21 protein-coding genes are annotated in these 26,273 nt (G+C 57.7%); 9 read left to right on the top strand and 12 right to left on the bottom strand.

Annotated features, from left to right (window positions below; all coding sequences use genetic code 11):
* Positions 1–224: 224 nt before the first annotated feature.
* The 7 genes from RHM65_RS02775 to RHM65_RS02745 all read right to left on the bottom strand — a co-directional run bounded on the left by RHM65_RS02775 (position 225) and on the right by RHM65_RS02745 (position 8,086).
* Positions 225–1,622: a DUF3426 domain-containing protein gene (locus tag RHM65_RS02775; RefSeq protein WP_322167487.1), complete on the bottom strand. Its 1,398-nt coding sequence runs from the start codon at positions 1,620–1,622 to the stop codon at positions 225–227.
* A 54-nt stretch (positions 1,623–1,676) separates the two neighbouring features.
* Complete coding sequence (gene prmA / locus RHM65_RS02770; protein ID WP_322167488.1) at positions 1,677–2,555, bottom strand: 50S ribosomal protein L11 methyltransferase; 879 nt, start codon at positions 2,553–2,555, stop codon at positions 1,677–1,679.
* A gap of 154 nt (positions 2,556–2,709) precedes the next feature.
* Positions 2,710–3,774, bottom strand: a complete 1,065-nt coding sequence (locus RHM65_RS02765; RefSeq protein ID WP_322170698.1) for a 2,3-butanediol dehydrogenase — start codon at positions 3,772–3,774, stop codon at positions 2,710–2,712.
* Positions 3,775–3,870: 96 nt separating this feature from the next.
* Entirely contained in the window at positions 3,871–4,977 is a 1,107-nt protein-coding gene (locus RHM65_RS02760; RefSeq protein WP_322167489.1) for an acetoin dehydrogenase dihydrolipoyllysine-residue acetyltransferase subunit, read from the bottom strand.
* Complete coding sequence (locus tag RHM65_RS02755; RefSeq protein WP_322167490.1) at positions 4,974–5,993, bottom strand: alpha-ketoacid dehydrogenase subunit beta; 1,020 nt, start codon at positions 5,991–5,993, stop codon at positions 4,974–4,976. Before RHM65_RS02755 ends, RHM65_RS02760 begins: the two co-directional genes overlap by 4 nt.
* 35 nt (positions 5,994–6,028) lie before the next feature.
* On the bottom strand, positions 6,029–7,006 hold the full coding sequence (locus RHM65_RS02750; RefSeq protein ID WP_322167491.1) for a thiamine pyrophosphate-dependent dehydrogenase E1 component subunit alpha: 978 nt from the start codon (positions 7,004–7,006) through the stop codon (positions 6,029–6,031).
* A 21-nt stretch (positions 7,007–7,027) separates the two neighbouring features.
* Positions 7,028–8,086, bottom strand: coding sequence for an ATP-NAD kinase family protein (locus RHM65_RS02745; RefSeq protein ID WP_322167492.1), 1,059 nt, complete (start codon positions 8,084–8,086; stop codon positions 7,028–7,030).
* A gap of 279 nt (positions 8,087–8,365) precedes the next feature.
* On the opposite strand from RHM65_RS02745, the gene RHM65_RS02740 reads away from it, so the two are divergent.
* Positions 8,366–10,264 carry a sigma-54-dependent Fis family transcriptional regulator gene (locus RHM65_RS02740; RefSeq protein ID WP_322167493.1) on the top strand — a complete coding sequence of 633 codons (1,899 nt, stop codon included), beginning with the start codon at positions 8,366–8,368 and terminating at the stop codon, positions 10,262–10,264.
* A 72-nt stretch (positions 10,265–10,336) separates the two neighbouring features.
* Here the strand turns inward: RHM65_RS02740 and accC are convergent, their stop codons facing one another.
* From accC to RHM65_RS02715, 5 genes are all read right to left on the bottom strand, one after another.
* The gene (accC, locus tag RHM65_RS02735; protein WP_322184217.1) at positions 10,337–11,695 is read right to left on the bottom strand and encodes an acetyl-CoA carboxylase biotin carboxylase subunit; all 1,359 of its coding nucleotides are present in this window, start codon (positions 11,693–11,695) and stop codon (positions 10,337–10,339) included.
* Positions 11,696–11,712: 17 nt separating this feature from the next.
* Positions 11,713–12,162, bottom strand: coding sequence for an acetyl-CoA carboxylase biotin carboxyl carrier protein (gene accB, locus RHM65_RS02730; protein ID WP_322167495.1), 450 nt, complete (start codon positions 12,160–12,162; stop codon positions 11,713–11,715).
* A gap of 24 nt (positions 12,163–12,186) precedes the next feature.
* A complete protein-coding gene (aroQ, locus tag RHM65_RS02725; protein WP_322167496.1) occupies positions 12,187–12,642 on the bottom strand; it encodes a type II 3-dehydroquinate dehydratase in 456 nt (151 codons plus the stop codon).
* Positions 12,643–12,771: 129 nt separating this feature from the next.
* Positions 12,772–14,556 (bottom strand): protein-disulfide reductase DsbD, encoded by a 1,785-nt coding sequence (locus RHM65_RS02720; protein WP_322167497.1) that lies wholly within the window; start codon positions 14,554–14,556, stop codon positions 12,772–12,774.
* A gap of 248 nt (positions 14,557–14,804) precedes the next feature.
* Positions 14,805–16,472, bottom strand: coding sequence for a PleD family two-component system response regulator (locus tag RHM65_RS02715; RefSeq protein ID WP_322167498.1), 1,668 nt, complete (start codon positions 16,470–16,472; stop codon positions 14,805–14,807).
* Positions 16,473–16,738: 266 nt separating this feature from the next.
* On the opposite strand from RHM65_RS02715, the gene RHM65_RS02710 reads away from it, so the two are divergent.
* The 8 genes from RHM65_RS02710 (at position 16,739) to RHM65_RS02675 (ending at position 26,241) form a co-directional block, all read left to right on the top strand.
* Positions 16,739–17,239, top strand: coding sequence for an Hcp family type VI secretion system effector (locus RHM65_RS02710; RefSeq protein ID WP_322167499.1), 501 nt, complete (start codon positions 16,739–16,741; stop codon positions 17,237–17,239).
* 2 nt (positions 17,240–17,241) lie between these two features.
* A complete protein-coding gene (locus RHM65_RS02705; protein WP_322170701.1) occupies positions 17,242–18,477 on the top strand; it encodes a peptidoglycan recognition family protein in 1,236 nt (411 codons plus the stop codon).
* An 802-nt stretch (positions 18,478–19,279) separates the two neighbouring features.
* Positions 19,280–20,353, top strand: coding sequence for a DUF2333 family protein (locus RHM65_RS02700; RefSeq protein ID WP_322167500.1), 1,074 nt, complete (start codon positions 19,280–19,282; stop codon positions 20,351–20,353).
* Positions 20,354–20,356: 3 nt separating this feature from the next.
* Positions 20,357–20,902, top strand: a complete 546-nt coding sequence (locus RHM65_RS02695) for an NUDIX hydrolase (protein ID WP_322167501.1) — start codon at positions 20,357–20,359, stop codon at positions 20,900–20,902.
* 183 nt (positions 20,903–21,085) lie between these two features.
* On the top strand, positions 21,086–21,457 hold the full coding sequence (locus tag RHM65_RS02690; protein WP_322167502.1) for a translation initiation factor Sui1: 372 nt from the start codon (positions 21,086–21,088) through the stop codon (positions 21,455–21,457).
* 165 nt (positions 21,458–21,622) lie between these two features.
* Positions 21,623–23,536 (top strand): arginine decarboxylase, encoded by a 1,914-nt coding sequence (gene speA / locus RHM65_RS02685; RefSeq protein WP_322167503.1) that lies wholly within the window; start codon positions 21,623–21,625, stop codon positions 23,534–23,536.
* A 250-nt stretch (positions 23,537–23,786) separates the two neighbouring features.
* Entirely contained in the window at positions 23,787–25,460 is a 1,674-nt protein-coding gene (locus RHM65_RS02680; protein ID WP_322167504.1) for a contractile injection system protein, VgrG/Pvc8 family, read from the top strand.
* Positions 25,453–26,241 carry a DUF4123 domain-containing protein gene (locus RHM65_RS02675; protein WP_322167505.1) on the top strand — a complete coding sequence of 263 codons (789 nt, stop codon included), beginning with the start codon at positions 25,453–25,455 and terminating at the stop codon, positions 26,239–26,241. Before RHM65_RS02680 ends, RHM65_RS02675 begins: the two co-directional genes overlap by 8 nt.
* The last annotated feature ends 32 nt before the right edge of the window (positions 26,242–26,273 follow it).

Genomic DNA, 26,273 nt, shown 5'->3' with positions numbered 1-26,273 from the left:
GCATGATACCCGCTCTCGATGACTGGATAAAGGCTGAATTGGATAAAATCTGAGCAGTTATTTTCTTATCGCGGTCGGATTGGTTGTTCCGCTCGACGTCATAAATATGTCGCCAATCGCGGGTCGGAAATCCCCCGCGCATGTGGCTCGAATCTATCGATTGCTTACCAACCGGCGATTGCTCAACGTCGGGCAGGCTACCGCCTGCAGGCGCGCTTCAGCGCTTATTCCGGTGATCGAAAGCTTAGACTGTAATTGACCGCTTTGGCGCCTGGGTCGAGGATGTCCAGCGCAATATGAATGGGCGTTTGCGGCGGCATTTCGGCCTTGCCGGCCATTTCGCCACTCAGGTATTCGCTGGGCTTGAACCGACGACTGGCGATCAATTGACCATTGGGGTCGGCAAATCGCAATTCCAACAACGGGAAGGGTTGAGAAAACGACGCACGGTTATAGATGATCGCATCGACCACCAAGGCCCCCTTGAAGTCAGGGTGGCTGCGTACGATCAGGTTGCTGCTCTTAAGCAGATCGATATCCACCTTGGACGGCACGGTGCAGCCGACTTGAGGGCAGGCCAGTTGAAACCAAGGTCGGTATTGGTCCTGACGCGCCAGCTCGTCGAAGTGATACCAGATGTATTGTCCGGCCAATGCCGTGATGGCGAGCAAAATCAGCAGCCCCCAGACAAACCGACGACCCCAGCGTGGCTTTGGCTTTTGCCAGTCGAGTTGCAACGGGTCATCCGAGAGGTCGAGCATTGGATTGTTGCGCAGCACATGTTCTTGCAAGCCAGGTTCGGTGCGACTGCGTTTGAGTCGAGGCGCTTGGCGTTGAGCCGGTTCGTCCAAAGGCTGCTCGTCGTCATCAATGGCCGACATCCGCTCGCCGGGCTCATCGTAAACACTGTCCTTGCGTTGAGCCGTGCGTCCGGGAGTTTCAGCGATCAATGGCGGTGCAGGCGGCTTGGGTTCGTACTCGGGCCCGTCGAGGTCGTAGGACAGTGACGGTTCGGTGCGTCCATTTCGCGCCAAAGGCTCGTGTGCAGGTTTCGCCTCGGGCAACGCATCACTTTCCGGCGTTTGCTCATGTTCGCGATCGGCGGCGTCATCGTTCAGCAAGCTGTCGAACTGCTCGCTCTCGCCGCTGGCGTTGTCGCGTCGAGCACTCATCGCCGAGTCGCTGCTACGGGAATGACCGGTTTGACCAAAGGATTCCGGGAGCTGGATTTCTCGTTGCTCAAGCTTGGCCAGTGCCTCGTCAAGATCAAGGTTGTCCAGATCAAGGTTGGCGAAATCGAGTGCCCGGGTTTTCCACTCTTTGGCAGGCGGTTCGATCTTAGGGGGCGGATCAATTGGCCGTTCGGCCGGTGGCTCGTCCGGCTCTTGGGCGGGCGTAATCACCGGCGGCGGTAGCAGGGGCGCGGCCAGTGGCGCGGGAAGGGGCGTTTGAATCTCTTCGATCGCTTTGCCAGCGCGCTGTTCGAGCAGTTGTTTTGCTGCATTGAAAACTTGCAGGCAGGCGCCGCACCTTACGACGCCACGGGCCACACTCAATTGAGCATGACTCACGCGAAAACTGGTCTGGCAGTGCGGACACTGGGTAACGAAACTGTCGGTCATGCGGCGATCCGGTTCATGCAGGCGCTGATTCTAGCCTACGGCTTCAAGCAACGGTTAACGGCGGCGGCCCGTGATGCGAACCCAGCCATCACGGTCGGCAATCGGGTCCAGCACAAAGGTCTCGGCGTAAGCGGCAGCCACTTCCTTGCCCTGTTCAGCGAGAATCCCGGACAAGGCGAGGCGGCCACCGGTTTTGACCAGACCGGCGAGCGTTGGTGCCAATGACACCAAGGGACCGGCCAAAATGTTGGCCACCAACACGTCAGCTTTTTCTTGAGGCAGGTCTTCAGGCAGGTACAGCGTGAAGCGTTCGGGCGCTATGTTGTTGCGTCCGGCGTTGTCCCGCGAGGCATCCAGCGCTTGGAAATCGATGTCAGTCCCCACCGCTTGCTTGGCGCCCAGCAACAACGCGGCGATGGCCAGAATTCCCGAGCCGCAGCCGAAGTCCAATACGTTGCAGTCTTTCAGGTCTTGACCATCGAGCCATTCGAGGCACAGCGCCGTCGTCGGATGAGTGCCCGTGCCGAAGGCCAAGCCGGGATCGAGCAGCAGGTTCACGGCGTCAGGTTCTGGCGCAACGTGCCAGCTTGGGACGATCCACAGCCGCTCGCCGAAACGCATGGGCTGAAAGTTGTCCATCCAGCTGCGTTCCCAGTCCTGATCTTCGATGACTTCGCTCATGTGTTCCGGCAGTTCGGCGCCAGTGAGCAGTTGCAGGTGGGCCAGTACTTGAGCGGCGTCGGTGTCGGCTTCGAACAACGCCAGCAAATGGGTGTGGGACCACAGCGGCGTGGTGTTGAGTTCAGGTTCGAAGATCGGCTGATCTTCGGCGTCCATGAACGTGACAGACACGGCGCCCACTTCAAGAAAAGCGTCTTCGTAGGTTTCGGCTTGTTCTGGGCTGATGGCGAGACGGACTTGCAGCCAAGGCATGGCGGGCACCTATGAGAAATGACGAAGTGCAGCGCGCGGCTGCGAGAAGCGCGCAAGTTTACTTGAGCGCGAAGGCGAAGGGCAAAAAACAACAAAGCCGCCGTTAGGCGGCGTTGAGAAAAAAGAGCCCAGGGCGGGCTCTTTAAAGTGCCGATCAGACCTGACCGGGCGACACGATGATTTTGACGTTGTGCTCCTTGTTATGGACCAACTCTTCGAAACCGTGACTGACGATCTCCTCTAGCCCGATTCGCCCAGTGACCAGTGGCGTTATGTCCAGGCTGCCGTCGGCTATCAGAGAGATGACGTCGGCGAACTCGCCGTTGTAGGCCAGCGAACCCATAACTTGTTTTTCAGTGGACACCAGATCGAAAAAGTTGAATTCGCTCGGTTCCTCAAAAATACCCACCAGCACGCATGTTCCGGCTTTGCGAATCACATCGATGGCGAGCTTGGCGGTGTGCTTATTGCCGATGCATTCAAAGCTCACATCGGCGCCCAGGCCACGGGTGACGGCCCTAATTTCAGCCAGCGCGTCGCACTCGGACGGATCGAAAACTCGGGTGGCGCCGACTTCTAATGCCTTGGCTTTGCGCGCTGAGGACATTTCCAGCGCGATGACCTGCTCGGCACCGGCTGCTTTGGCGCACATGATGGTGCACAGACCGATGGTGCCTGCGCCCACGATCACCACGGTTTGACCGTGCAGGCTTCCCGCTTTTTTGACCGCATGCATGCCCACCGCCAGGGGTTCGATCAGCGCGCCGGCCTCTTTGGGAAAGCCCGCTGGCAGTTTGTACAGAAGATTGGCGGGCACATTGACCCGTTCGGCGAAGGCACCGTTGTTCATCAGGCCAGTAAACGCCAGCTTTTCACAAATGTTGTAGAGCCCATGGGTGCAGTAATAGCAGGTGCCGCAATGCTGGCAGGCGTCGGCCGTGATCAGGTCGCCCACGGCAAACCCTTCAACACCGGCGCCGAGCTTGAGGATTTCGCCACAGAATTCGTGGCCCAGAATGCACTGGCCCTGAATGCCGGTCATCGGGTGCGGAACGTCCACCGGAATGAACACCGGACCTGCGACATACTCATGCAGGTCCGAGCCGCAGATGCCGCACCAATCCACGCGAATTTGTACCCAGTCGGCCGGTGGCTCGGACGGCAGCGGCACATCTTCTACGCGGATATCGTGGCGACCATGCCAAACTGCAGCGCGCATGCTGGCGGTGTTTTTCAATGAACTGTTCATTATTGTTTATCTCCTCACGACGGCGTGGAGGCTCTGGCGAGCGTCGGGCAGGCCAAGCCACTGGTGTTATTGGCCCTGCAAGAAATCGAAGATCAGACGATTGACCTGCTCCGCTGCTTCCATCTGCACCATGTGACCCTGACCCGCCAACACCTCAACCTGCGCCTCAAGCCCTTCGGTGTGGGTGGCAGGGATGATGGCGTCGTTTTCGCCCCAGATCACCAGGCTCGGGTGCCGGGCGACTACGGAACGCAGGTCGGTTTGTTGCAGGCCATCGGTAAATAACCGGCTAGACAGCAAGCGCAGGGCGGCATCGACGCCTTCGAGACGCTTGTACTTGAGCATGTCTTCCAGCATTTGCCGGTTTACCAGCGCCGGGTCGGAAAACAACTGCACCAGCTGTGGTTTCAATGCATTGCGGTTAGCGGCCTCGACAAAGCCCTGCAAATAGCCGCCGTTGATCTGTGGGCCAAGGCCGGCGCTGGCGATCAAGCTCAGCGAGCGAACCCGTTGTGGCGCAAGGCGCGCAGTATTGAGTGCAACGGCGCCGCCCAGTGAATGACCCGCCAAGTGCGCGGACTTGATCTCCAAATGATCCAGCAAGCCCAAGACGGTCTGGCTCAGTTCGTCCAGATCGCCCCGTTGCAGGGTTTTGCCTGACTCGCCATGGCCGGGCAGATCGAGGGCAATAACGCGGCGCCCAGCTGACAGTGCGTCGTGGTTGAACAGCCAATTATTCAAATCCCCGCCAAAGCCGTGAATCAGCACCAGCGGGATGTCGCCTTCGCCCCGGTCGAAGAACCGCAGGGTGCGACCCTCCAGCTGTATTTTTTGTGGCGCTGGGCCACTGTCTTCGTCGGCAGCGCCACCGGGTACAAACTCGGCCTGGAAGCGTTCGATCACTGCTTCGATTTCCGCTTCGCTGGCGTTGCCTTCAACGACCACGGCGAGCAGCGCGCCCACGGACAAGGTTTCATCCTGTTGCGCCACCCGGCGCCGCAGCACACCCGAAAACGGCGTTTCGACGCTGCTGGAAATCTTGTCGGTTTCGACATCGAGCACTTGATCGCCTTTCTCGATGCGCGCGCCTTCCTCCTTGAGCCACGTGTCGACGCGCCCTTCGGTCATCGACAGGCCCCATTTGGGCATGGTCAGCGTGTGAATCTGGCTCATGCCGCTTTCCTCCCCTCACAGATTCTCAACACCGCCGCTTCGATTTTCGCGGCGGTAGGGATGTAGAGGTCTTCCAGCGCGTCGGAAAATGGCACTGGCGTGTGGGGCGCGGTGACCATTTCAATCGGCGCTTGCAGGGAGAAAAAGGCTTTTTGCGCCACCAGCGCTGAGATGTCGGTGGCCACCGAACAACGCGGGTTGGCTTCGTCGATGACCACTAGGCGACCGGTTTTTTCCACGCTTTCCAAAATGCTGTCCAGGTCCAGCGGGCTGGTGGTGCGCAAGTCCAGCACATCACAGGAGATCCCTTTGCGGGCGAGGTTGCTGGCGGCTTCCATCGCCTGATGGACCATGCGCCCGTAGGTCACCAAGGTGACGTCATCGCCTTCGCGCAACACGTTGGCTTCGCCAAACGGCACGGTGTAAAGCTCTTCCGGGACTTCACCCTGCATGCTGTAGAGCATTTTGTGTTCGCAGAAAATCACCGGGTCGTTGTCGCGTATCGCCTGAATCAGCAAGCCCTTGGCGTCATAGGGTGAAGAAGGACAGACCACTTTTAGTCCCGGAATATGGGTCCATAACGACGTCAGCATCTGCGAGTGCTGGGCGGCGGCGCGCAGGCCTGCGCCGTACATAGTGCGGATCACAATTGGAGTAACCGCTTTGCCGCCGAACATGTAGCGGAACTTGGCCGCCTGATTGAGGATTTGATCCAGGCAGCAGCCCGCGAAGTCGACGAACATCAGTTCGCACACGGGCCTTACGCCTTGGGTAGCGGCACCAATGGCTGCGCCTACATAACCCAGTTCTGAGAGTGGTGTATCGAGTACCCTTCCCGGAAATTCGTGATAAAGACCTTTGGTGACGCCGAGCACGCCGCCCCAGGCATCCTGTTCTCCGGGTGCGCCCGCCCCGCCAGCAACGTCTTCGCCCATGATGAATACGGTAGGGTCGCGGCGCATTTCTTGCGCCAGCGCTTCGTTGATTGCCTGCTGATAGCTGATTTTTCTCGCCATGATGATTCTCCTGTTGTTCTTGTTGTGAGGTCGACTCAGGGATAGGACACGTACACGTCGGTCAGCAAATCGCTTGCCTGGGGTTTGGGGTCGGATTTCGCCAGACGTACGGCGTCCTCAATCAGCTGCTCAACGTCGTTGTCGATCTGGTCGAGTTGCGCGACGGTCAGCAGTCCGGCATTTAAGGTGCGGTCCCGAAACTGTTGGAGGCAGTCGCGGGTGTCGCGAAAGTTTTTCACCTCGTCGGGGGCGCGGTAGGTTTGGGCATCACCTTCGAAGTGGCCGTAGTAACGGGTGAGTTTCATCTCGATCAGTGACGGACCTTCGCCGGCCCGCGCGCGGGCGATGGCGGCGGCAGCCGCTTCGTGGACGGCGAAGAAGTCGAAACCGTCCACCGTGACGCCGGGCATGCCGAAGCCGGCTGCGCGGTCGGCGATGTGGTCACTGGCCACCGACCACACCGAGGCTGTGGCCTCGGCATAACCGTTGTTTTCGGCGACGAACACGCAGGGCAAGTTCCAGACCGAGGCGAGGTTCATGGCTTCAAACACCGCGCCTTCATTCGAACCGCCATCGCCGAAGAAGGCCACGGCCACCCCCTGCGTGCCTTTGAGCTTGGCTGCCAGCGCGGCCCCTGCGGCCAAGGGTGCTCCTGCGCCAACAATGCCGTTGGCGCCGAGCATGCCTTTCTCCAGGTCGGCGATGTGCATGGAGCCGCCTTTGCCGCCACACAAGCCGGTTTTCTTGCCATAGATCTCAGCCATCATGCTGTACACATCGACCCCTTTAGCGATGCAGTGCCCGTGGCCACGGTGGGTGGAAGCGATGCAATCGTCATCGGTGAGGTGGGCCATCACGCCTGCGGCGGAAGCTTCTTCACCGGCGTACAGGTGAACGAAACCGGGAATCTCGCCAGTGGCGAATTCAACGTGCAGGCGTTCTTCGAAAACGCGGATGGTGCGCATCACTTTATAGGCGTGTAGCAGTTGGTCGTGGGACAGGTGAGTGGACATTTTTTGTTCTCCAGGAGTGTCTCAACACAGAAGGTTTGCTGGGTGTTGCGGGTGCTCGCGTCCTATCGCTAACAGGCGATGGCGAGCGGCGTAGGCCAGAACGGCTTCAACGTCGATGCTGATCGGGCCGTAAGGGTCGAGGGTGACGGTGGGATGATCGTGGGCGCTGAATTCGATTTCACGTTCACCGTCCAGCGCAAGCGTGCCGCTGGTCAGGCTCAGCGGATACGCCACACCGGGCTGCATCGATCCGCATTCGCTGACAGCGCAGCCCTGTAACAAGCCGGGTGCCAACGGCACCAGCACCGCGTTTTCGGCGTCGGGGCTCAGGCGAATCCACGCGCCCAGCGGTGATTGGCGCGAGACCGGACACCAAAGTCCGCACAGAGCCGATAGGCCAATGGCGTGGGGTTCGGCAAAGGCGACGAAGACTTCGGCCAAGTCCTCGGCGCGGCTGATGGCACGGGCGCCGATGAAGGGTTGCGATGAGACCGCGACATCCACCAGTGCCCATTCGCATAGTCCCCGCCCAGGCTCGCGAACCAGCAGGCGTTTATTGCGCCTCAGGCCGACGTCCACAGGAATGCGTCCACTTGCGCACAACCCACCGGCCAGTCCCGCGCTGGTGGCTTCGCGCAACTCAGGGAAAGCATTGTTGGTGCCGGTTGAAAGCGTCAGCAGCGGAATGTCACCGACTTCGGCGGCCACGGCTTTATGGGTTCCATCGCCGCCAAGGACTGCGATCAGTGCGACGCCTTGTTCGGCCATCATTCGGGCGGCGAGGCGGGTGTCGTCGACGGTCTGGCGCAAGGGCATGTCAAGAAAGGTCAGGCGCGGCCAATGGCTTTTTCGGGCGTTGCGTCCTTGGCTGGCTTTGAGTACAGCGGCGGCGATGCCGGTCATGTCAGGCGCCAGCAGAACGTGTTCGATGCCGGTGGCGCCGAACGCGCCCAACAGGCGCTGGACCACGGACGCCTTCTCGGTGCTTGAGTAAACGCCGGCATTGGCCGTCAAGCGCCGGACATCGCGACCCGACGCCGGGTTGGCGATGATCCCCACGGTCAGCGCGGGTTCTGTCATGGCACACCTCTGATTTTTGTTTGTAACGGTCAGAGCAAGGCCGGTGCCAACCTGTGGGATATGGCCTGAAAAAGCCGGTACAGAGCGGTTTATGCGACGACAGCAAGGGCGTGCCGGAAGGGCCGGACGAGACGCGTGGTTTCACAATGCCGGGTGTTTGCGCGAGACGCTGAGACGCTCCGTCTCAAGGGCGGGTGTCTGGTTAGAAGGGTTGTCCTGCGGGAGTGAACGGCGCTTAATAACGCGCATAACAACAATACACCCCGAGGTGGAGAGGCCATGTTTGCCGCACACTCCAAAGCCCATGTGGACTGCGTCAGCCGTGTGCTGAAGCACGCCGGTCGCCAGCCACAAGCACCCGTGCCAGAGTTGATTCTCGACTCTTGGCGTCGCTCGATGGATCAGCATCATTTGGACCCGGCTTCACAGCAAGGTCCGCGCATCCTTTCCCACACCTTGCTCAAGGAATGCCGAGAGCGGGCCGATCTGTTCCTGCGCATTGCCACAGAGGAAGTCGCCAGGCTGCACGGCCGGGTTCGTGAAGCCGATTACTGCGTGCTGTTGACCGATGCCCAGGGCCAGACCATCGACTATCGGGTCGAATCGGGCATCCGTAACGACTGCCGCAAGGCCGGTTTATACCTGGGGACCTGCTGGTCGGAGGTCGAAGAAGGGACGTGCGGCGTCGCTGCCGTGCTGACCGACAAGACGCCGGTCACGGTTCACAAGAGTGATCACTTTCGCGCCGCCTTCATCGGCTTGACCTGTTCGGCGGCACCGGTGTTCGACCCTCAGGGTGAATTGCTCGGGGTGCTGGACGTTTCGGCACTGCAATCACCGGACGACCGGCGCAGTCAGCATTTGATCCGGCAAATGGTGGTGCAGAGCGCCCGCGTCATCGAAAACGCGTTCTTCATGCACAGCGCTCAGGGGCATTGGCTGTTGCGGGCGCACAGTGCGCCGGGTTACGTCGACAGTCAGCCCGATTACCTGTTGGCCCTGGACAACGATGGGCGTTTGTTGGCGCTCAATAGCATGGCCCGACAAGCGTTACGTCAGCGCTTCGGTCGTCTGCCGGAGCATATCAACGAGGTGTTCGGCCCTGATGCGTTACAGGCGGTGACTGACGAGAGGCCGCAACTGCTTCGCTGGGGAGGTGATGACGGTGAGCTGCACGTGAGACTCAGCGCGCCGCGCAGGTCGCATACGATTCGAACCGTGCCTGCGGACGACAGCGCCGCCGCGCAACTCGATCCGCGTATCGCCGACGGGTTGCGCCTCGCGGTGCGGGTCAAGGACTGCAACCTGCCGGTATTGATTCAGGGAGAAACGGGGGCCGGCAAAGAGGTGTTCGCCCGTCAGTTGCATGAGCTCAGCAGCAGAAGAAATAGGCCATTTGTTGCACTCAACTGCGCGGCAATACCGGAAAGCCTGATCGAGAGCGAGTTATTTGGCTACGTGGCCGGTGCGTTCACCGGGGCGTCGAACAAAGGCATGCGAGGGTTGTTGCAGCAGGCCGATGGCGGCACGTTGTTTCTCGACGAGATTGGCGACATGCCGTTGAGTTTGCAGACGCGGTTGCTGCGGGTCATGGCCGAAGGTGAAGTCGCGCCTCTGGGCGGCGCGCGTCGGCAAACGGTGGACATTCAAGTAGTCTGCGCGACTCACCGCAACTTGGCGACGATGGTGGAGGAGGGTAGTTTTCGCGAGGATTTGTATTTCCGGCTCAGCGGCGCCCGGTTTCAATTGCCGCCATTGCGCGAGCGCAGCGACCGGCTGGCGTTGCTCAATCGGCTATTCGAAGAAGAAGCACGGCTCTGCGGAGGGCGCACGGGCTTGAGTGCGTCGGCGTTGGAGTGCCTGCTCGGTTATGCCTGGCCAGGCAATGTCCGGCAAATGCGCCATGCCTTGCGTTACGCTTGCGCGGTATCGACCTCAATGACGATCCAACTGAGCGACCTGCCTGAAGACATCCGTGGCGCACAGCATACCGGGCACTCGTTTGTTGACCGGGTTGAAGACTGCGCGAGTCCGCAACGTCAGCTGTTACTGGACGCGCTCATCCGCCATCGCTGGAAACCCGGCGAAGCCGCCCAGGCGCTAGGCATATCGAGGGCGACGCTGTATCGGCGAGTGAACCTGCACGGTATCGACATGCCCGGTAAAAAGCGGATTTGAAGGCAAAAAAAACCCTGGCTACGATGCCAGGGTCTTTTTACGGATTACGAACGGCTTGAGTAACGGAGACCGTTATTCGTTAGCCAGTTTGTGTTCCAGGTAGTGAATGTTGACGCCGCCTTCGCAGAAGCCTTCATCACGGGTCAGATCACGGTGCAGCGGGATGTTGGTTTTGATCCCGTCGACCACGATTTCGTCCAAGGCATTACGCATGCGTGCCATGGCTTCGTCGCGGGTTGCGCCCCATGTGATCAGTTTGCCGATCAACGAATCGTAGTTAGGCGGAACCTTGTAGCCACTGTAAAGGTGCGAGTCGACCCGTACGCCATTACCGCCCGGCGCATGGAAATGCTTGACCATGCCAGGGCTTGGCAGGAAGGTTTTTGGGTCTTCAGCGTTGATCCGGCATTCAATCGCATGCCCGCGAATGACAACGTCATCCTGGGTGTACGACAGTTTGTTACCGGCGGCGATGCTGAGCATCTCCTTAACGATGTCGATCCCGGTGACCATCTCCGATACCGGGTGTTCTACTTGAACGCGAGTGTTCATCTCGATGAAGTAGAAGTTGCCGTTCTCGTACAGGAACTCGAAGGTTCCGGCGCCACGGTAGCCGATGTCGATGCAAGCTTTGACGCAGCGAGCGAACACTTCTTCTCGTGCTTTTTCGTCGATGCCCGGTGCTGGCGCTTCTTCCAGTACCTTCTGGTGACGACGTTGCAGCGAGCAATCACGGTCGCCCAGGTGGATCGCATGACCCTGGCCATCGGACAACACCTGAACTTCCACGTGACGTGGGTTGGTCAGGAATTTTTCCAGATAGACCATTGGGTTGCTGAACCAGGCAGCTGCTTCTGCGCGGGTCTGCTTGGCTGCTTCGATCAAGTCTTCTTCGCGATGCACTTCACGCATGCCGCGACCACCACCGCCGCCGGCGGCTTTGATGATCACGGGATAACCGACCTGACGGCCGATGTGCAAGGCGGTTTCTTCGTCTTCCGGCAATGGGCCGTCGGAGCCCGGAACTGTCGGCACGCCTGCGCGCTTCATGGCGTCCTTGGCAGAAACCTTGTCGCCCATCAGGCGAATGGTGTCGGCGGTTGGGCCAATGAATGCAAAACCGGATTTTTCCACCTGTTCGGCGAAATCGGCGTTTTCTGCCAAGAACCCGTAGCCAGGGTGAATCGCCGTAGCGCCAGTCACTTCGGCGGCCGCGATGATTGCCGGGATGTGCAGGTAAGACAGGTTGGCCGGAGCCGGACCGATGCAAACGCTTTCGTCTGCCAGGCCCAAGTGCATCAAATCTTTATCCGCAGTTGAGTAAACCGCGACGGTCTTGATGCCCATTTCCTTGCAGGCACGCAAGATCCGCAGGGCAATTTCACCACGGTTGGCGATCAGAACTTTTTCCAACTTCGCAGGTTTCAACATCGTTGTCTCTCCGCGGTTCAAACGATGGTGAACAGCGGCTGGTCGTACTCAACCGGCTGACCGTTTTCTACCAGAATGGATTCGATCACACCGCTCGTTTCAGCCTGGATGTGGTTCATCATTTTCATGGCTTCGACGATGCAGATGGTGTCGCCTTTCTTGATGGTCTGGCCCACTTCAACGAACGCAGGGGACGTCGGTGCCGGGGTGCGGTAGAACGTACCCACCATAGGCGACTTGACCACGGTGCCGTTCAGTTTCGGCGCAGCCGGTGCTTCGGCGACAACGGGAGCAGCGACTGGCGCCGCAACCGGGGCGGCCATTGGCGCAGGCGCGTAATACTGCTGAGCAGGGGTCTTGCTGTGACGGCTGATACGTACAGACTCTTCGCCTTCACGAATTTCAAGCTCATCGATGCCGGACTCTTCCAGCAATTCGATCAATTTCTTAACTTTACGGATATCCATGAATCGTCAACTCCCAAGGGTCGGTCAGGGGCGCATAGCTTGTTGTTCAAGCTGTTCCAGGGCGGCCTCCAGGGCCAGTCGATAACCGCTGGCGCCAAGGCCGCAGATCACTCCCACCGCTACATCGGAGAAGTAAGAGTGATGGCGGAAAGGTTCGCGTTTGTGCACGTTAGAGAGATGCACTTCGATGAATGGGATGCTCACTGCCAGCAACGCGTCACGTAATGCGACGCTTGTGTGCGTAAAAGCTGCGGGATTGATCAAAATGAAGTCCACGCCCTCATCACGAGCCGCGTGGATACGGTCGATCAATTCGTATTCGGCATTACTTTGTAGGCACAGCAGATGATGGCCGCCATCGCGGGCCCGTTGTTCCAGATCCTGATTGATCTGCGCCAACGTTACCGCCCCGTATAGGCCCGGTTCACGAGTGCCGAGCAGGTTCAGGTTAGGCCCGTGGAGAACCAGTAGCGTCGCCATCTGTTGTTCCTTGTTATGTGAGCTAGCATCGATGCGCAGCGACTATGCCGCAAAGTGCTGTGGACTGTCCAGTTAACCGCAATAGCCAGCACGATTACCGATGTTCGCGCGAAGTTTATGACTCGACCTTTAGGTTCGGTCATTTGCCTTGTTAATGCGCTTTACCAGGTCGGCGGCGTTGATCTCACCCACTACCCGAGCCTCGGCCTGCTCTGCGCCGTTTTTACCGAAGAACAGCAAGGCGGGCGGTCCAAACAGCCGGTAGCGGTCAAGTAAGGCGCGCTGCTCGGCGTTGCTTTCAGTCATATCAAAACGGATCAATCGATAACCGGCTAACTGACGCTTGACCTCCGGGTCGGGCAGTACGTCGTGTTCGATCACTTTGCAGCTGATGCACCAGTCCGCGTACCAATCCAGCAACAGCGGTTGACCGGCGGCTTTCGCTTCGCTGAGTGCCCGGTCCAGTTCCGTCGCGGAACTGATGGTTTGCCAGGCGTCAGCGGCGGGTGGCGCGCCATTGGCCGTCAATGCCGGTTGCGTTCCTCCCAGCGGCCGGAACGGGTCGGTTTGCCCGCTGAACGCGCCGTACCAGCACGCCAGCGCGTAAACCAGCAGGAACACGCCCAATAACTGCGCTAACCGCTCGGCAGGCGTTTTCGGTGAGAACTCCAACGCCCCAAGGAACAAGGCTACCCCCGCCCACAGCAGACCCAACAGCAGTAAGGTGATTTCGCCGGGAATAACGCGGCTGAGTAAGCCGATAGCGACTGCCAGCAGCAGCACGCCAATGATGTTCTTAACGGTGACCAGCCACGGTCCGCTTTTGGGTAACCAAGCGGCCCCACCGGTGGCGACGATCACTAGCGGGGCGCCCATGCCGAGGCCGAGGGCAAACAATTTCATGGCGCCACCCAAGGCATCGCCGCTGGCGCTTATATAAAGCAGCGCTCCCGCCAATGGCGCGGAAACGCAGGGCGAAACGAGCAAGCTGGAAACCACGCCTAGAACAGCCGCGCCCCACAGCGATCCGCCTTCCGTGCGACCTGCGACGCGGTGCAGATGGCTGCTGATGAAGTGCGGCAAACGCACCTGAAACAGGTCAAACATCGCCAGGGCAAACACCACGAAGAACAGCGCAAAGGGCACCAGAACCCAGGCCGATTGCAGGCGCGCCTGTAGATTCAAACTCGCGCCGAACATGCCCATCAACGCGCCCAACACCGCGAAGCAGACCGCCATCGGCAACACGTAAGCCAGCGAAAGGCTAAACCCGCGCACGCCTCCAATCTGACCGCGCAACACCACGCCGGATAGGATCGGCAGCATCGGCAGTACGCACGGCGTAAAGGTCAGCCCGATGCCAGCGAGGAAAAACAGGGCCAGTTCTTTCCAGTTCCATGCGTTTTTGCTGGGGAGGGAGGCAGGCAAAGCGGAGGTTGTTGCTGCAACATCGCCAATGGCCAGTCGTTCGGTTTCAGGCGGATAGCACAGGCCTTTGTCGGCGCAGCCTTGATAGGTTACCGCGAGGGTGAACGGGCGGTTGTCGCCAGGTTTGCGTGGGATGTCGACGTCCAGAATGCCGTGATAGACCTCGACGTCGCCGAAATACTCATCGTGTTTCTTTTCGCCGGGGGGCAGTTGTGCCTGGCCCAAACCAATGTCGGCGGGCTCTGCGCGGAACTGAAAGCGATGGCGGTAGAGGTAATAGCCTTCGGTGGGGACGAAGCGCAGCTTGATCGATTTATCGGTGACTTCGATCAGGTTCAGGCGAAAAGCTTCATGCACTGGCAGAAAATCACTGCTGTTGTTCAGTGATGAACCACCCAGCGTGGTGCTCGGGCGACTGTCCAACAAACTCGCGCCGACGGCGGGCAGGGCGAGGATCAACAGCATCAGGCAAAGCAGGCGGCGCATAGCGGTCTCGCATGTCGAAAGTTCGCGCATGATAGCGGACTGTTTCCTGTCGTGCTGCGGCGGGAGTTGTAAGGGCGAGTTTCAGGGGGCAAAGAGCCGGCCCATTCCCCGTGGGACCGAATTTATTCGGGAAGGCAGCGATACGGTTTTCCTGACATACCGCGTCGCCCGCTTCCCGAATAAATTCGGTCCCACAGTGATTTGTACAATCAGGTACGCCGGTTCGCGAACAAGGTTGAAATCAGCCGCTACTGCGCAATCACCGCATCGGCCAATTCTTCAAGAAAGCTGGCGTTGGGCTTGAGATGACCGGCATGCACTTGGTTGCGGCCCGCATCTTTGGCGCGGTACAGCGCGTCGTCCGCCAGGGTCGCCAGCATCAGGCTGTCGGCCCCGTCGCAAAGCTCGACGACGCCAGCGCTGAACGTGCAGCACAAATCCACCGGTTGCGCCGGGTAATGAATTTCAGCAAAGCGCTGACGAATCTCATCGAGTACCCGGTGAGCGTTGTGCAGGTCAGTGTCCGGCATCACCACGGCAAACTCTTCGCCGCCGTAACGACCGATATAGTCAGTCTTGCGCAGCCGTTGCTTGAGAAACAGCGCCAGGCTTTTGATCACGCGGTCGCCCATGGGATGGCCGTGGGTATCGTTCACGCGCTTGAAGTGGTCGATATCAAGCATCGCAAAGCTCAGCGGCTTGCTTTCGCGTCGAGAGCGGAAGCTACAGTCTTCCAGCAGTTGCAGGATATGCGTGTGGTTATATAAGCCGGTGAGACTGTCGCGGACCATGCGTGACTTAAGGTTGCGCGCCCGTGCCGCACGATTGCGCACAGTGGTGATCAGGTGACGCGGCTTGATCGGCTTGGTCAAGAAGTCGTCACCGCCCTCGCTCATTGCATCCAATTGCTTGTCCAGATCGTCTTCGGCCGACAGATAAATGATCGGTACGCTGACATAACGGTCGTTATGGCGGATCACTTTGGCCAATTCCGGGCCGGTGCAGCCTGGCATGTACATGTCGAGAATGATCAGATCAGGCTGGAAATCCGCAAGTTCAGCCATTGCCTGAATCGGGTCGAGCAACGTCCGGGTGACGATCCCGGCGCTATTTAGCAGCCGCTCGGTGTGAGTGGCCTGGGCGCGGGAGTCATCGATGATCAGCACTTTATAGGGTTCGTATTGCGCCACGCAGGTGAGCACTTCGATTTTTTCCAGCAGGCTTGATGCCTCAAGGGTGCCGGTCAAAAACTCTTGGCCGCCCGCGCGAACCGCGGCCAATCGAGTGGGAGTGTCGGTTTCAAGTTGACTGAAAAACAACAGCGGCAGCTTGAGTTCAAGCCCTTCCTGAACCTGTGCCGCCAGTTTCAAACCTTGGCCGGCACCGCCGAAGTCAACGTCCATTACGATAGCCGCAGGATGACGCTCGGCCATGCTGGCGTGAAACAAGGCGGTGTTTTCAAGTGCAACGGCGCTGAGTCCGAAAAATTCAAGTTGCTTGGCCAGCCGATCGGCCCGCTCATGCTCCTGTAGCATTACATAGATTGGCTTGCGCAACGGCGGCAACGACGTTTGTTCGAGTCGATCGCCATGACGCAGACCGGTGCGGGACAAACGCTGCATCAATTGATTGAGTTCGGTAATCAGCCCACTGCTCAAGCGCCCGCGATTGGCCTCAACCGCAGCGAGCGCCAGGCTGATGCTGCGCGCCAGTTGAACATGTTCGAACTGCTCGAAACGCTCGGCAAAGCGCATCAGGCGCAGCGTAGACTCGGCAAGTTCGGCCATGTCGGCGGCCGACCATTCACTTTGTTGCAAGCGCTGCCAGACCTCAAGAATTTGACGTGCCTGATGCGTTACCCGCTGGGCAAAATGATGCTTGAGGCGATCACGACTCGGGTCTTCTGGCTCGTTCATATCCTGGCTACTGATTATGGGTGCGCTGAGGTCGACTGGTGGCGGTATGCTAGCACTTCTTTGGGGCGTCTAGCGTGTCGTAGGTCAATTAACTGCTGTCATTAGGCAAAATTGGCGTCAAAAAATAGGGGTGGTATGTAGGTTGTTTCTTGGGGATTCAGGGAGCCAGCCGATCTGCTTGTAGGACGCTTCTGGATTTTTAATTGCGTGCCTCAAGCGGAGATTTGGCTGATAGGTTTTCTACAACCTATTCAGGAGATATACCGATGCCAATCCCCGCATATATGACCATCCATGGAACCCATCAGCATCTTATCAGTGCCGGAGCGCTTGGCGCGGATTCGGTTGGTAACGCATGGCAGCAAGGTCGAGAAGATCAGATTCTGGTGCAGGCATACGACCACGGAGTTGTTATCCCTGGCGGCGTAGCCGGGCGTCGTATGCACAAGCCGCTGATTATTACCAAGGCAATCGACAAATCCTCGCCTTTGCTCTTTAACGCAGCAACCAACGGTGAAGCGCTAAAAATTTGCCAACTGCATGTATATCGTCCTTCCGGCAGTGGGGTAGAACATTTTTATACCATTGAGCTAGAGGGCGCGGTCATCGTAGCCTTCAATCAAACTATGCCCCACTGTCAGAACCTCAGCACCGCCCATTTTACTCAGCTGGAAACAGTGCACTTTGCCTACCAAAATATTGTGTTAAGGCATGAGAGTGGTAAAACCGTTGGCTATGACGAATGGCGATCAGAGGGCAAACAGTGAAGATGGTCAGCGCGTTATACCCGTCATCGTCTGAGCTAAAGCACGCTTGTTCTGTAGGTGAAGCGCTGAGTATTGTCAGGCAATATCTTGACGGGCGCGCCGAAATTGAAGGTGTAGATGTGCTTCGTCACGGTCTAATGCTTCCGTTTGATAGTGAGGTGTTAAAGCAAGTCGAAAGTGGCGAATGGTTGTTGATAATGGATGAGGCGTATTGTTTCGACGCGGGGGAAATTCACAATTCGGTGGGCGCAAAAATGTTTGACCACCGGGTGAAGGAGTTAATGAATCCTCCAAGGAACGAAAAAAAACGCTACGGTTTTATATTTCGAGTGATTAATTTCGAGACTAGAGAATCACTTATTGGTCGACCATACATTGCTAAGGTAGGTGGCGAAATTATAGAAGGTCAGACCGATGGCGAAGGTTTGGTTCATGTATTGGCACCTTCGGATAGTGTGCCCATTTCTATACGCGTCGCTTTTAGAACACCTCTTCAGCATGCAGGCGGCTTTTTTGCAAAATCATCCGATGCGACTCTGGTGACTGAGCTGATGGCGCATGAGTTAAATGCCAACGCTTGGATTTGTCGTATTGCGGTCAATGATCGAGCTATGACTAGGGAATTTATCCTGAATGCAATGGACGTCGCTGGTTTTAAAGTGCAGGCGCGATCATCGTGGGGGGCTAAATCAGCCAAAGATTGGATGGCCCAAGACTGGAATTACTCCAAGATTGCGCTGCACCATGCAGGAAGGAGCTATGGGTGCGGAGACTTTGGCGCAATGGAGATGAGGAAGGCGCAGAACGAACATCTAGGCAGAGGTTACGACGATATTGGATATCACTTTGGAATAGATTGCGCCGGTCAGATTTTTGAAGGAAGAGATATTCGCTGCAAGGGCGCTAGTGTTGATGAATATAATACGGGTGTTATTGGGGTGGTGCTTTTAGAAGACTTGACTGTTACAGGTGAGGTAGGCGATTGGACTGACAAGTGGCGCAGCGGCGTTGAAGTATGGAAACTGAATACTCAAAATGTGCCCCCTGCCATACAGATTGAATCTCTAAATTCATTGGTCAAGGTTTTGCGCAGCGTTTTTGGGATAGAGGTTCTGGGCGGTCATAGAGAGTACCCCCATCAAAAAGGAGAGGATAAGTTTTGTCCTGGTAATACCGGTATGGAGTTGGTAGAGCAATTGAGGGGGTCGACGGGGTTGCGCAGACCTTCTGCTTCATGAAACTGGTCACGGTAATTGTCTTGGCGGGTATAGCCATCTGCCTATCAACGGGCTATTACACTTCTGCCGGTATGCATGGTCCGGTGAAAGTGCATTTTTTTATTAAAAGTTCACCAACTTTCAAAATTAAGTTTACTAATTTATTTGCAAAGTCTGGAGATTATCCACGATTTTACTATTTAAGTGAGGCTGAAAAACGCCTGATCATTGACTATTGTAAATATCGGTTGGGGATCGAAACGAACCTTCAGAGCCAAGAGGAAATGTTACGATGCAGCGCTCGAGAGAGGCGTTGAGTGGGGCGTACTGATCGTGGTCATTCTAAATGTTGGTTGTTACAGCTGTGGGCGAGGATATGATCCCAACGCTGACACTTGTGGAAGAAATTGCCCGCGCTCCAGATTAAAGCTGTCCGCCCGTGATTGGGGTGGGGAGTATCGAATGCTGGATGACGACCTGGGGAGTGGTAGATGAAGTATTTAAGTTGCGGTGTTCCAACCCGCTACGTTTTCGGATTAACAGTGCCCCCCGGTTTATCGCTGTCAACTGAATTAGCCGTAAATCTGTAGCAGCGCGCTTGCCCGTGATGGGGCGCGGAGCGGTTCCAACATGTTTGATTCAATATCAGCCGGAACTAATGTGCTAGCTATTGCCTGGCCAATCGCGGGCAAGCGTGTTCCTACAATCAGCCAGGTTTTCTGCAGGCGTGCCCCTGAGACTGATCGTCCCACTCCCACCCCAAGGCACGTTGCTGTAAGGTTGCGGTCGAACCATTGAATTTCGTGATTGAAGGGACATAGCCATGCTGGACTGGAAGAAGCGCGCGGGTAGCGCGGGGGATCGGGTTGATGAACCTGCGGTAGGGACTCGCTCCCGAGGCTATTGGGGGGGTGTTTTTTTTAGCCGCGCGTTAGGCATCGTTCTTGCCATCTATTTGGTGGTAACGGGCTTGATCGGTTGGTACTGGAGCCATGAACCCGCTCTGTTTCCAGTTCAGCAGAACGCCCAAGCGGCGGCTGAGCGCGAAGGTAAGCAGATGGTGATCGGTTACACCACGGTCGAAACACTGAAGACCGTGGCGAGCACCTTGCTGGATAAGCGCGGTGGCTATATCTCCAATGACCGCCTGCCGCCGGGTGTGTGGCTGGACAATATCTCTCATTGGGAATACGGCGTGCTGGTTCAGGTGCGTGACTTGAGCCGTGCGCTGCGTAAAGATTTCGCCCGCTCGCAATCGCAGTCGGCAGAAGACCCGGACTTGGCCCGGGCTGAGCCGCGTTTCAACTTCGACAATAGAAGTTGGGTGCTGCCTTCCAGTGAGTCTGAGTACCGCGAGGGGATTAATTCGCTGAGCCGCTATCAGGCGCGCTTGTCCGATCCTAACCAGAAAGGCGCGTTGTTTTACGCCCGTGCCGACAACCTGAATAACTGGCTGGGTGATGTGGCGACCCGCTTGGGCTCGTTGTCGCAGCGACTCTCGGCCAGTGTCGGTCGGGTCAAACTCAACAGCAGTTTGAAAACTGAATCGGTCATCCCCGGCCAGGCGCCAAAGGTTGATGAAGAAATAGTAGAAACCCCGTGGCTGCAGATCGATGACGTATTCTATGAAGCGCGCGGTCAGGCGTGGGCGCTGTCGCATTTGCTGCGGGCCATCGAAGTAGATTTCGCTGATGTCTTGGCGAAGAAGAATGCCACCGTCAGCGTGCGTCAGATCATTCGTGAACTGGAAGCTTCGCAAGCACCGGTCTGGAGTCCGATGATTCTTAACGGCAGCGGTTTCGGGATATTGGCTAACCACTCGCTGGTCATGGCCAACTATATTTCCCGGGCTAACGCTGCAGTGATCGACCTGCGCCAATTGCTGTCACAGGGGTAAATGATGCCGGTCTCTCCTCAAGAGGCTGCGCACCGTGCCGCCTCTGATGCCGAACAAATCGCCTGGGTTGATGAACAGGATCTGCCATTGGGCTCCATCGAGCGGGCCCAGTTGCGTGAACAAGGTCTGATCGGGCGGGGCACCTATATATTGCTGTTCAATTCTGCCGGTGAGCTGTGCGTGCATCGGCGCACCCTGAGTAAAGCCATTTATCCCGGCTACTGGGATGTGGCAGCCGGGGGGATGGTGCTCTCCGAGGAAACCTACGCCGAGTCGGCGGCCCGGGAGCTGGAAGAAGAATTGGGCGTGAGCGGCGTTCCGTTGCATGCCCACGAGCGTTTTTTCTTCGATCAACCGGGTAATCGCTTGTGGTGCGCGGTGTTCAGCGCGGTGTGGGACGGCCCACTGACCTTGCAGCCTGAGGAAGTGCTCGAAGCGCGCTTTGTCCCGGTCGCGGACGTTTTGCAGGAAGCGTTGCTCAAGCCTTACTGCCCGGACTCCTTGGCGGCATTGAAGCGCTATTTGAATCAGCTCGCGACTCACGGATAAAAGATGATGGCCGGCGTGTATTTGCGCTTAGCATCTGCTCTTTTTGCCGTTACACTGCGCGACCTTTTCAAGCTGAGCCATTATTGGCTCAGTAGCGCTGCCCCTGCCTGAGTGGGGCTTCGCGGTCGGTCCACCGCTACGCCGGAGCCGACCCGTCTTTATCCTCAAACAAGAGGATTGCCGGTGGCCAAAAAAGCCGCATCCTTCGCCGCCCTTGGCGGTCTGGTATTTTCCACCGACGCAGGACGGCATTGTCCAAACTGTCGTCAGCCCGTGGATGCCTGTGTCTGCAAGCAAACCGCTATTCCCGAAGGGGATGGCATCGCCCGTGTGCGCCGCGAAAGCAAAGGTCGCGGCGGTAAAACGGTGACCACCATCATCGGCGTGCCGTTGGCCGAAGACCCCCTCAAGGATCTGGCGACGACGCTCAAGCGTCGTTGCGGAACGGGCGGTGCGATCAAGGACGGCGTCATCGAGATTCAAGGTGATCACGTCGAGCTGTTGCTGGCAGAACTGGTGAAACTGGGGTTCAAAGCGAAGAAGTCTGGCGGCTAGGCCCCGATTTCTAAACTCTGTGCTTCAAGGCGTGTCTATCCTCAACCTCGGCCAAGTCGGCTCGGCGCTGACCGACGCGACAGTGCCAAATCGTCATTTCTTCTCTTTACACTGCGCCAGCCCATTGCGGCTGATGCCACATGACTTCTTTTATAGGGGACTTCGATGTCCGTACGACGCACACGCAAAGACGATGGCAGCCAATGGACAGTTGCGGACAGCCGCAGTGTTTATGGGATTCGTCATTGGGGAGCCGGTTATTTTGCAATCAACGAAGCCGGCCGTGTTGAAGTCCGCCCGAAGGGCCCGAGCAGTTCGCCCATTGATTTGTACGAGCAGGTCGACGCGCTGCGTAAAAGTGGCTTGTCCTTGCCGTTGCTGGTGCGCTTCCCTGACATTCTGCAAGACCGCGTTCGTCAACTGACCGGCGCATTCGATTCCAACATCGAGCGCTTGGGATACCAGAGTAAATACACCGCGTTGTACCCGATCAAGGTCAACCAGCAAGAAGCCGTGGTTGAAAATATTATCGCCACTCAGGACGTGTCCATCGGCCTGGAAGCGGGGTCCAAGCCCGAGCTGATGGCCGTGCTGGCCCTGGCGCCTAAAGGTGGGACGATTGTCTGCAACGGTTATAAAGACCGTGAATTCATTCGTCTGGCATTGATGGGGCAAAAGCTGGGTCACAACGTTTTCATCGTGATCGAGAAAGAATCCGAAGTGGCGCTGGTGATCGAACAGGCTGCGGAACTTAAAGTCGCCCCTCAGATCGGTTTGCGTGTGCGGCTGTCTTCCTTGGCGTCCAGCAAATGGGCTGACACCGGCGGTGAGAAATCCAAGTTCGGTTTATCGGCGGCGCAGTTGTTGTCAGTGGTCGAGCGTTTCCGCAAGGCCGGACTGGATCAAGGCATCCGTCTGCTGCACTTCCACATGGGTTCGCAGATCGCTAACCTGGCTGACTATCAACACGGCTTCAAAGAAGCGATTCGTTATTACGGCGAACTGCGCAACCTCGGGTTGCCGGTGGACCATATCGACGTCGGCGGCGGTCTCGGTGTGGATTACGACGGTACTCACTCACGCAACGCCAGCTCGATCAACTACGACATGGACGATTACGCCGGGGTCGTGGTCGGCATGCTCAAGGAATTCTGCGACGAGCAAGCGCTTCCGCATCCGAACATCTTTTCTGAAAGCGGCCGTTCGCTGACCGCACACCACGCGATGTTGGTGGTTCAGGTCACAGACGTCGAAAGCCACAACGACGAAGTGCCGAAGATCGCCGACAAAGAAAGCCTGCCGGAAACCGTGCAATGGCTGGTCGATCTGTTGGGGCCAACCGACATCGAGATGGTCACTGAGACCTATTGGCGTGCCACGCACTACATGAGCGACATCGCTACTCAATACGCTGATGGCAAAATCACTCTGGCGCAAAAGGCCTTGGCCGAGCAGTGCTACTTCGCGGTATGCCGCCGCCTGCATAACTCGTTGAAGGCCCGCCAGCGTTCCCATCGCCAAGTGCTGGACGAACTCAACGACAAGCTCGCTGACAAGTACATCTGTAATTTCTCGGTGTTTCAGAGCCTGCCAGATACCTGGGCGATTGGTCAGGTGCTGCCAATTCTGCCGTTGCACCGTCTCAACGAAGAGCCAATGCGCCGCGCGGTCTTGCAAGATTTGACCTGCGACTCCGATGGCAAGATCAAGCAGTACGTTGACGAGCAGAGCATCGAAACCAGTTTGCCGGTTCATGCACTTAACGAAGGCGAAGACTATTTGTTGGGGATTTTCCTGGTGGGCGCCTATCAGGAAATCCTGGGCGACATGCACAATTTGTTCGGTGATACCGACTCGGTGAATATTTACCAGAGGCCGGACGGCAGTGTTTACCACGGCGGGATCGAGACCCACGACACCATCGAAGACATGCTGCGTTACGTTCACTTGTCGCCTGAAGGGCTGATGAACCAATACCGCGACAAAGTGGCCAGCGCCAAAATAACCCCGCGTGAACGCACCCAATACCTGGATGCGCTGCGTTTGGGGCTGACGCGGTCGTCGTATTTGTCTTCTTGATCTGGGTTAACTGACACGACCGCGTCGTCATTCTTCGCCAACTTGTTGGCGAAGGTCCTTCGGGCTTTCGCAGCCTTCGGCAGCTCCTACAGTTGTCGCGGGTTTGCTGCACGACGGACAAAATGTGATGGTTATCTGCCCGTCCGGTCCTATTCTTTTGTAGGCTCTTTCCTATTCTGCATTTTGGCCCTCTACTCCGGTGGTTCTCTCGGCGAGAATCCCCGGCTGTCCTTTAGTAGAGCAATAGCCGATGTTCGATCCAGTCAGCGAACCTTTTTTTCGTCTGGATATCCCGAACCTGACTCACTCACTCACTGTGCTTTCGTTTACCGGTACGGAAGCGATCAGCAGGCCTTTTGCCTTTGAGTTGGAAGTGGTCATTGAATCCCCCGATCTGAACCCGAAAAGCCTGATGTACCGCTCGGCGTGGCTGAGCTTCGCCGGAACTCAAACCGGCTTCAACGGACAAATTCAACGTGTGGGCCTTATCGACCACGATTCGAGCGCCCACCATTACCGCTTAAGCCTGGGCCCACGGCTGGGCTGCCTGGCCCACCGCTACAATCAGCGCATTTTTCAAGACCTGTCAGCCCCGCAAATTATTGCCAAGGTACTCAAGGAACACGGTATCCACGCCAACGCGCATCGCTTTGAACTCAACGGCACCTACCATGAGCGCCTTTACTGCGCGCAGCACGATGAGTCGGATTTGCAGTTCGTTCAGCGGTTGTGTGACGAGGAGGGCATTCATTACCACTTTCAGCACTCCAAACTGCGTCACGTGTTGGTGTTTGCCGATACCCAAGGTGGGTTTCGTCGAGGGCCGACGTGTTTTTTTGAAACCCGCCCCCGGCGTCTGAAACCGGGCAAGGCCGAGCCTACCCGGCATCAGGTTGATCAGTTCAACGTCGGCAGCCTCGGCGATGAGCAGCCCGGCCTTCGGTCCCTGGAACGGGCCGAAGGTGAAAGTACCTCGCCTTATTTGGGCGCGGGTTTGTTGCTGTCGTTAACGGAGCACCCGCGTCAGGAATGGAACCATCTCTGGCTGCTGACCGAAGTCCAGCACCGAGGCCAGCAGGTGCAGATGCTCGATCAGCTACTGGCGGCGGATGTTAGCGCATTGCCTTATCGCAATCGATTCAAAGCGACGCCCTGGGAGATCGGTTTTCGTCCTGTTCCGCCGGAACCGAGGCCAAGGATGTTGGGCGTGCAGCGCGCACAGGTGATGGGGCCGGTCGTGGGTCAGGAGCATTGCGACGCGTCGGGGCGTATTTGGGTGCAGTTCGATGGGGGGCGCCAAGGTCAGGGCGCGCACTACGCCAACTGCTGGGTGCCGGTGTCATCGACGTTGGTGGGTGAGGGCGAGCATCGCACTCGGCTTCGGGTCGGAATGGACGTGGTGGTGGATTTCGTCGATGGCGACCCTGATTTGCCCATGGTCACCGCCTACTTGGAAAATCCCGACCTTGCACCGTTCGCCAACGGCTCCGTCACTGAGCCCATCAGTGAGGTGGCCGAACAGCCTTCCCTTGAACTGCGCCTTGAGCTGGACAGCTTTGTCAGCGCTGGGCAAAAGATCGAGATCACCGGCGGCATCACGCTGATGTTCGATAACGGCGCGCAGCTGGCGTTCAGTGTGGGCAACAGCTCACTGCACGTGGAAAACGATCACCTGACCCTTCGCAGCCAGCAGATCACCTTAGACACTCAGGAAGTGACAGCGGCGGTCGCCGATACTGTCGACGAACCCCTTGCGAGGGTGTTGAGCACGCGCACTCAGCATTTGCTGGAGTTGATGCAGGACAGCCATCCATTGATCTTGCTGTGTCGGCAGCCGTCTGGCGGCAGTTTCGCCCATTGCCAATTACACCCGTGCGCCTGTCGGACGGGGCTGCTAGTGACGCAAGGGGTTTGCGATGAGTAACCGCCTTGAGGAGGGTTGGCTTTTGCTCGATACACCGGGCGTGCCGGGACTGGCGGAACGTTTCAAGCAGCAATTTGGACACAGCCACGTATGGGACGAGTTGCTCGCGGACACCGAGCTGCACCTGATTCGTGATCAGGGCCCGTTGTTGATACAGCTCCCGCTGGGAGACCCGTTGAACAATGTGCTCGCGCAAGCGTCAGCGCCATGGCCCGGCTTGCGTATTGTGTGCGCGGCGCCCAAGCGGCAATTGCTCGAACATTTACGCCGCATGCTGACCGTGCGTTTCGATCGTCACTACAAAAGCCTGCTGACGTATTACAACGTGCAAACTGCGAGTTATTTTTTCGACGCAATGGACCCGCTGGAGTTGAGTCGCTGGCTGGGGCCCATCGAGTCGCTGACCTGGTACGGCGGCCCGTGGGCCGCCAAAGTAGAAGACACTCAGGGACGAAAATCTGTCATTAACCCCACGCTCTCGGTCACGCCGCTGACCGTCGAGCCGGAACTCAGTGTCAGGCAGGAAAATAATCTGCGGCAGTGCCTGTTGGAGCGTCACGCTTATGTGTGGAGTCGCGCCACCGGCAGTAACTACCGCACGACCCTCGACCATATTCACGAAGGACTGCGCCACGGCTTCTACGACAGCACAGTGCTCGATAACTGGCTGACGCTGCGCGCACGATTTCCGTCAGCCTCGGTTCCTCCGACACTTCCCGGTGACAACCCGCAACAGCGTTTCGCGAACCTTGCCAACTATTGGCTGGGCGGGTGGTCGTAGTTGTACTGCCCTTCACGGAGCCGCCGCTTTCG

Source organism: Pseudomonas sp. CCI4.2 (assembly GCF_034350045.1).
Classification (GTDB): domain Bacteria; phylum Pseudomonadota; class Gammaproteobacteria; order Pseudomonadales; family Pseudomonadaceae; genus Aquipseudomonas.
The sequence above is the reverse complement of the archived record's forward strand: the minus strand, read 5'-3'. Positions and strand labels throughout refer to the sequence as shown.